Source organism: Pinirhizobacter sp., assembly GCF_035317885.1.
Lineage (GTDB): Bacteria > Pseudomonadota > Gammaproteobacteria > Xanthomonadales > Rhodanobacteraceae > Pinirhizobacter.
This window is the reverse complement of the sequence record NZ_DATHFX010000072.1, coordinates 1-6,618: the sequence shown is the minus strand read 5'-3', so window position 1 is coordinate 6,618 and position 6,618 is coordinate 1. Positions and strand designations below refer to the sequence as shown.

The window sequence follows — 6,618 nt, the reverse complement described above, 5'->3', positions numbered from 1 at the left end:
CCCATGAAAGCTCCCGTACGTGTTGCCGTGACCGGCGCTGCCGGCCAGATCGGTTATGCCCTCCTTTTCCGCATTGCCGCCGGCGACATGCTCGGTCCGGACCAGCCGGTGATCCTGCACCTGTTGGAAATCACCCCGGCGCTGCCTTCGCTTCAGGGCGTGGTGATGGAGCTCAACGACTGCGCGTTCCCGACGCTTGCAGGGGTCGTTGCCACCGATGACGTCAACGTCGCCTTCAAGGATGTCGACTATGCCCTGCTGGTGGGCGCGCGTCCGCGCGGCCCCGGCATGGAGCGCAAGGATCTGCTGGAAGCCAACGGCGCCATCTTTGGCCCGCAGGGCAAGGCCCTGAACGACCACGCCAAGCGCGATGTGCGCGTGCTGGTGGTGGGCAACCCCGCCAACACCAATTCACTGATCGCCCAGCAGAACGCCCCGGACCTGGATCCGAAGTGCTTCACCGCCATGGTGCGCCTGGATCACAACCGCGCCCTGTCGCAGCTGGCGGAGAAGACCGGCAAGCACACCACCGATATCAAGAAGGTCACCATCTGGGGCAATCACAGCTCCACCCAGTACCCGGACCTCCACCAGGCCACCGTCGGAGGCAAGCCGGCGCTCGAACAGGTCGACCAGGCATGGTACGAAAGCGACTTCATTCCCACGGTGCAGCAGCGTGGCGCGGCCATCATCAAGGCGCGCGGTGCGTCGTCCGCGGCGTCCGCCGCCTCGGCCGCCATCGACCACATGCATGACTGGGCACTGGGCACGGCCGAGGGCGACTGGGTATCCATGGGTATCCCCTCGGACGGTTCCTACGGCATCGAGCCGGGAGTGATCTTCGGCTACCCGGTGACGGTGAAGGGTGGCAAGTATTCGATCGTGCAGGGCTTGCCGGTCAATGCGTTCTCGCAGGCCCGCATCGATGCGACCAACAAGGAATTGCGCGAAGAGCGCGCTGGCGTGGAACACCTATTCAAGAAGTAAAACGTTACATGGCGACAAAAGAAGGCCGCGCATTTTCGTCTGGTGCGCAGCCTTCTTTCATGTCGATACCCCGGTATCGTCTGGGAGGCGTCCGGCGACGACACTGGCAGTGACCAGGTCGCTGCCCACGTTTACCGTGGTTCGCAGCATGTCGAGCAGGCGGTCGACACCAAGCACGATGCCGATGCCCTCGGCCGGAATGCCGAAGCTCACCAGCAAGCCGGCAATGAGCGGCAGCGAACCTCCGGGGATGCCGGCCACGGCAACGGCGGAGATCACTGCCAGGACCATCAGCACGCCTTGTTGGGCCAGCGACAGTTCCACGCCGAAGGCCTGGGCCACGAACAGCACCACGCAGCCTTCGAACAAGGCCGTGCCGCTCATGTTCATGGTGGCGCCCAGCGGCAGCACGAAACCGGCCACGCTGGGAGGTAGTTTCAGTTCCTCGCGGGCCACGGCCAGCGATGCGGGAAGGCACGCACTGCTGGAGCTGGTGGAGAACGCCGTGATCAACACGGGCCGGATCTGCCGGAAGAAGCCCAGCGGCGACCGACCGGAAAGAAATTTCAACCAGAGCGACATGGTGCCGAACAGGTGCAACAGCAGGGCGGCTGCGCACCCGGCGACGAACAGCGACAGCGTGACAAGGATATCCACGCCCACCTTCACCACCACGCTGTAGATCATCGCGGGCACCGCATAGGGCGCGAGTTTCAGGGCGAAGTCGACCACGCGGGTCATGAGTGCCGCCATCGTCTCAAGCGCGCCCAGCACCTGGGCTCGCGCTTCGGCCACGAGTTGCGTGGCTGCCGCGCCCACCAGGATGGCGAAGACGATCAACGGCAGCACGTCGCCCAGCCGGTTGCGGTCGTTGCCGACCACCGCACCAAACAGGTTGCGAGGCATGAACATGTCCACCAGGGCGGCGGCGTTGATGGCAGGTTGCGCCGCGCGGGTCTGCAGCAGGCCCGCCGAGGTGCCGCTGTATTGGCGCACCAGGCTGGCGCGCGTATCGGCATCGAGGAAATGCCCGGGCTCCAGCAGGTTCATCATCAACAGGCCCAGCACGACCGCGATGCCCATGTTGGCCACGAACAGGCCGAAGGTGCGTCCGGCCAGGGGGCCTAGGCGGTCAAGCCGGCCCAGCTGGGCGACTCCCGAGGCCAGCGACGCGAATACCAGGGGCACGATGACGAAGAACAATAGCCGCAGGAACACCTGGCCAAAGGGATCGAGCACATCCGTCGCCACCGTCTGCATGAAGGTGAGCGCCGGTGGATGGAAATGGCCCAAGGCAAGGGTGGCCAGGCCCAGGGCGATGCCGGCAAGCAGGCCGACGAGGATGCGGCGGGCGAGGGGAGTGGCTTGGCTCATGTCGAAACCCTAGCGGTGCGGAGGGAAATCCGTCTTCCGGGAAATAACCTTGTTGTACTGCAGCACGGGTCGGGCACGGGGAATGCGCTAAAATCGACGTTTTCCCGGAGCAGACATGGCACAGCTTCCTTCTCCCGGCGCACGCTTCCGCGACGCTCTTGCCGCTGAATCGCCCTTGCAGGTGATCGGCGCCATCAATGCCAACCATGCGCTGCTGGCGCGCCGCGCGGGATACCGCGCCATCTATCTTTCCGGTGGTGGCGTGGCTGCGGGCTCGCTAGGCCTGCCGGACCTGGGCATCAACACGCTCGACGACGTCCTGACCGACGTCCGGCGGATCACCGACGTGTGCGACCTGCCGCTCATGGTGGATATCGACACAGGCTTTGGCCCCAGCGCGTTCAATATCGCCCGCACCGTGCGCAGCCTGATCAAGGCGGGTGCCGCGGCCTGCCATATCGAGGACCAGGTGGGCGCCAAGCGCTGCGGCCATCGCCCGGGCAAGGAAATCGTCAGCGCCGGCGAGATGGCCGACCGCGTCAAGGCCGCCGCCGATGCGAAGACCGACGCCGACTTCTTCCTGATTGCCCGCACCGATGCGATCGCCGTCGATGGCGTGGACGCCGCCATCGAGCGCGCGATCGCCTGTGTCGAGGCCGGCGCCGATGGCATCTTCGCCGAGGCCGCCTATGACCTGGCTACCTACAAGCGGTTCACCGACCTGCTCAAGGTGCCGGTACTGGCCAACATCACCGAGTTCGGCAGCACGCCGCTCTTCAGCGTCGAGGAGCTGCGCAGTGTTGGCGTGGACATCGTGCTGTACCCGCTTTCCGCCTTCCGTGCCATGAATAAGGCCGCCGAGAATGTCTACCAGGCTATCCGCCGCGACGGACACCAGCGCAACGTGGTGGACGCCATGCAGACGCGCGAAGAACTCTACGACCGCATCGGCTACCACGACTACGAACGCCGCCTCGACGAACTGTTCTCACGCAAATCCTGATCGTATGCCCCCTCGAAGGAACCCAAGCGCATGAGCGAACAAACCCTTCCAAAGCCCAAGAAATCAGTGGCCCTGTCCGGCGTCGCCGCTGGCAACACGGCCTTGTGCACGGTCGGCCGCAGCGGCAACGACCTGCATTACCGCGGCTACGACATCCACGACCTGGCCGCCAAGGGCTGCTTCGAGGAAGTGGCGCACCTGCTGGTGCATGGCGTGCTGCCCACGTGGCAGGAATTGAATGCCTACAAAGCGCGCCTGCGCCGCCTGCGTGGCTTGCCCGCGCCGGTGAAGAGCGCCCTGGAACTGCTGCCGGCGGCCACCCATCCGATGGACGTACTGCGCACCGGCTGCTCGGTGCTGGGCACGGTGCTGCCGGAGAAGGACGACCACAACCGCACCGGTGCCGTCGCGATTGCCGACCGCCTGATGGCGAGCTTCGGTTCGATGCTGCTGTACTGGTTCCACTTCAGCCACAACGGCAAGCGCGTGGAAGTGGAGACCGACGACGATTCCATTGCCGGCCATTTCCTGCACGTGCTGCACGGCAAGAAACCCAGCGAGTTGCATGCCCACGCGCTGGATAAATCGCTCATCCTGTATGCCGAGCACGAATTCAACGCCAGCACCTTCGCCGCGCGCGTGATCGCCGGCACCGGCTCGGACATGTATTCGGCCATCACCGGTGGCATCGGTGCCTTGCGTGGCCCCAAGCACGGTGGCGCCAACGAAGTGGCGATGGAGATCATCGCGCGTTACCGCAATGGCGATGAAGCCGAAGCCGACATCCGCGCCCGCGTGGAGCGCAAGGAAATCATCATCGGTTTCGGCCACCCGGTGTACACGGTGTCCGATCCGCGCAACGAGATCATCAAGGAGATCGCGCGCAAGCTGTGCACCGATGGCGGCAACCCGAAACTGTTCGAAGTTTCCGAGCGCATCGAGAAGCTGATGTGGGAACAGAAGAAGATGTTCCCCAACCTCGACTGGTACTCCGCGTCCGCGTACCACATGATGGGCGTGCCCACCGCGATGTTCACGCCGCTGTTCGTGATCTCGCGCACCTCGGGCTGGAGCGCGCACATCATCGAGCAACGCGAGGACGGCAAGATCATCCGTCCCAGCGCGAATTACATCGGGCCGGAAGACTTAAGCTACACGCCGATCGAAAAGCGCTCCTGACCATCCCGGCGGCTCAGAGCGACGCGGCCAGCCGCGTCGCCTGGGCGATCGCCCGCTTGGCATCGAGTTCGGCGGCCACATCCGCACCGCCGATCAGGTACACCGTCATGCCCGCGGCCATCAGGGGATCGTGCAGCGTGCGGTTGGGTTCCTGGCCGGCGCAGATCACCACGTTGTCCACCGCCAGTACCTGCGGCGCACCGTCGATCACCACATGCAGGCCTTCATCGTCGATCCTGCGGTAGGCCACGCCGCCAAGCATGTGTACCTTCTTGTGCTTCAGGGTCGCCCGGTGGACCCAGCCGGAGGTCTTGTTCAGCCGCTTGCCCGGCGCGCCCGGGCTGCGCTGCAGCAGCCATACCTCGCGATCGGGTGCCTCGGCCTTTGCCTGCGCCAGTCCGCCACGATGGGCAAGCGTGGTATCCACGCCCCATTCACCCGTCCAGCGCGCGATATCGGTGCTGGGTGACGGGCGCGACTGCACCAGGAATTCGGCGACGTCGAATCCGATGCCACCGGCGCCGATCACCGCCACCGTCTTGCCGACGCCGGCGTTACCTGCCAGGACGTCGACATAGCTCAATACCTTGGGATGGTCGCTGCCTTCGATGCCGGCAGCGCGCGGTGTCACGCCGGTGGCAAGTATCACGGCGTCGAAGCGGCCAGCCTGTAGTGCCTCTACCGTGGCGACCTCGCCCAGTGCGAGGGCGACGCCGGTTTCACCCAGGCGATGCGCGAAGTACCGGATCGTCTCGTCGAATTCTTCCTTGCCGGGAATCCGCCGGGCCATGTTGAACTGGCCGCCGATCGCCGGCGCGCCATCGAAGAGGGTTACCGCGTGGCCGCGTTCGGCAAGCGTGGTAGCGCAGGCAAGGCCCGCGGGGCCTGCGCCGACCACGGCATAGCGTTTGCGCGAGCTTGCCGGGCGAATCACCAGTTCGGTCTCGTGGCAGGCACGCGGATTGACCAGGCACGATGCCCGGCGATTGACGAACACGTGGTCAAGACATGCCTGGTTGCAGGCGATGCAGGTGTTGATCGCTTGCGTGCGTCCGCCAGCGGCCTTGTTCACCCAGTCCGGGTCGGCCAGCAGGGGCCGCGCCATCGATACCATGTCGGCATCTCCCGCAGCCAGCACGCGTTCGGCAACATCGGGCATGTTGATGCGATTGGTGGTGACCAGCGGGATCGACACTTCGCCCTTGAGCTTGCGCGTGACCCAGGTGAACGCCGCGCGCGGCACGCTGGTGACGATGGTGGGGACACGCGCCTCGTGCCAGCCGATGCCGGTGTTGATGATCGTGGCGCCGGCGGCCTCGACCTTCTTCGCAAGGGTTACGATTTCATCCCACGATTGCGCATCGTCGACCAGGTCGAGCATTGACAGGCGGTAGATGATGATGAAGTGGCGGCCCACGGCCTGGCGGATGCGCCGGACGATCTCCACCGGCAGACGCATGCGGCGTTCGGCGTCGCCACCCCAGGCATCGTTGCGTTTATTGGTGCGTGCGGCGATGAACTGGTTGATCAGGTACCCCTCCGAGCCCATCACCTCGACGCCGTCGTAACCCGCACGCTGGGCAAGTTTCGCGCTGCGCACGAACGCGCCGATGGTGCGCTCGACACCGCGACCGGTGAGTGCCCTGGGCGTGAACGGGCTGATCGGGGATTTTATTTTCGATGGCGCTACGGCGAGCGGCTGGTAGGCATAGCGGCCGGCGTGAAGGATCTGCATGCAGATCTTGCCGCCTTCGGCGTGCACCGCTTCGGTGACCTTGCGGTGCCGGGTCACGTGCCAGGGCATCGACAAGGTGCCGGAGAACGGTTTCAACCATCCTTCGATGCTCGGCGCGATGCCCCCGGTGACGATCAGGCCCACGCCGCCGCGAGCGCGCTCGGCAAAAAATGCGGCGAGCTTGTCGAAGTCCTTCGCCTTGTCTTCCAACCCCGTATGCATTGAACCCATCAACACGCGGTTGCGCAAGGTGGTGAAGCCGAGGTCGAGCGGGGCCAGCAGATGCGGGTATTCCACGGGATAGGCACCGATTCAAACGATCGTTTGATGATGCACGTGA

General features: G+C 65.0%; 5 protein-coding genes. 3 read left to right on the top strand and 2 right to left on the bottom strand.

Translation table 11 applies throughout. The annotated features are described in order from the left end of the window. Positions 1-3 precede the first annotated feature (3 nt). Complete coding sequence (locus VK519_RS02265) at positions 4-987, top strand: malate dehydrogenase (protein ID WP_324347262.1); 984 nt, start codon at positions 4-6, stop codon at positions 985-987. 57 nt (positions 988-1,044) lie between these two features. Here the strand turns inward: VK519_RS02265 and VK519_RS02260 are convergent, their stop codons facing one another. Then, positions 1,045-2,361, bottom strand: coding sequence for a dicarboxylate/amino acid:cation symporter (locus VK519_RS02260; protein WP_324347260.1), 1,317 nt, complete (start codon positions 2,359-2,361; stop codon positions 1,045-1,047). A gap of 115 nt (positions 2,362-2,476) precedes the next feature. Here VK519_RS02260 and prpB point away from each other — a divergent pair, with 115 nt between their 5' ends. Beyond that, a complete protein-coding gene (gene prpB / locus VK519_RS02255) occupies positions 2,477-3,364 on the top strand; it encodes a methylisocitrate lyase (RefSeq protein ID WP_324347258.1) in 888 nt (295 codons plus the stop codon). 30 nt (positions 3,365-3,394) lie between these two features. Beyond that, a complete protein-coding gene (gene prpC, locus VK519_RS02250) occupies positions 3,395-4,543 on the top strand; it encodes a bifunctional 2-methylcitrate synthase/citrate synthase (RefSeq protein ID WP_324347256.1) in 1,149 nt (382 codons plus the stop codon). 13 nt (positions 4,544-4,556) lie between these two features. Here prpC and VK519_RS02245 read toward each other — a convergent pair whose 3' ends face one another. Beyond that, positions 4,557-6,575 (bottom strand): oxidoreductase, encoded by a 2,019-nt coding sequence (locus tag VK519_RS02245; protein WP_324347254.1) that lies wholly within the window; start codon positions 6,573-6,575, stop codon positions 4,557-4,559. Positions 6,576-6,618 lie beyond the last annotated feature (43 nt).

Bases quoted from the DNA above. Each gene is read 5' to 3' on its own strand.
- prpB (WP_324347258.1), top strand. From the start codon at position 2,477: ATGGCACAGCTTCCTTCTCCCGGCGCACGCTTCCGCGACGCTCTTGCC.
- prpC (WP_324347256.1), top strand. From the start codon at position 3,395: ATGAGCGAACAAACCCTTCCAAAGCCCAAGAAATCAGTGGCCCTGTCC.
- VK519_RS02260 (WP_324347260.1), bottom strand. From the start codon at position 2,361: ATGAGCCAAGCCACTCCCCTCGCCCGCCGCATCCTCGTCGGCCTGCTT.
- VK519_RS02265 (WP_324347262.1), top strand. From the start codon at position 4: ATGAAAGCTCCCGTACGTGTTGCCGTGACCGGCGCTGCCGGCCAGATC.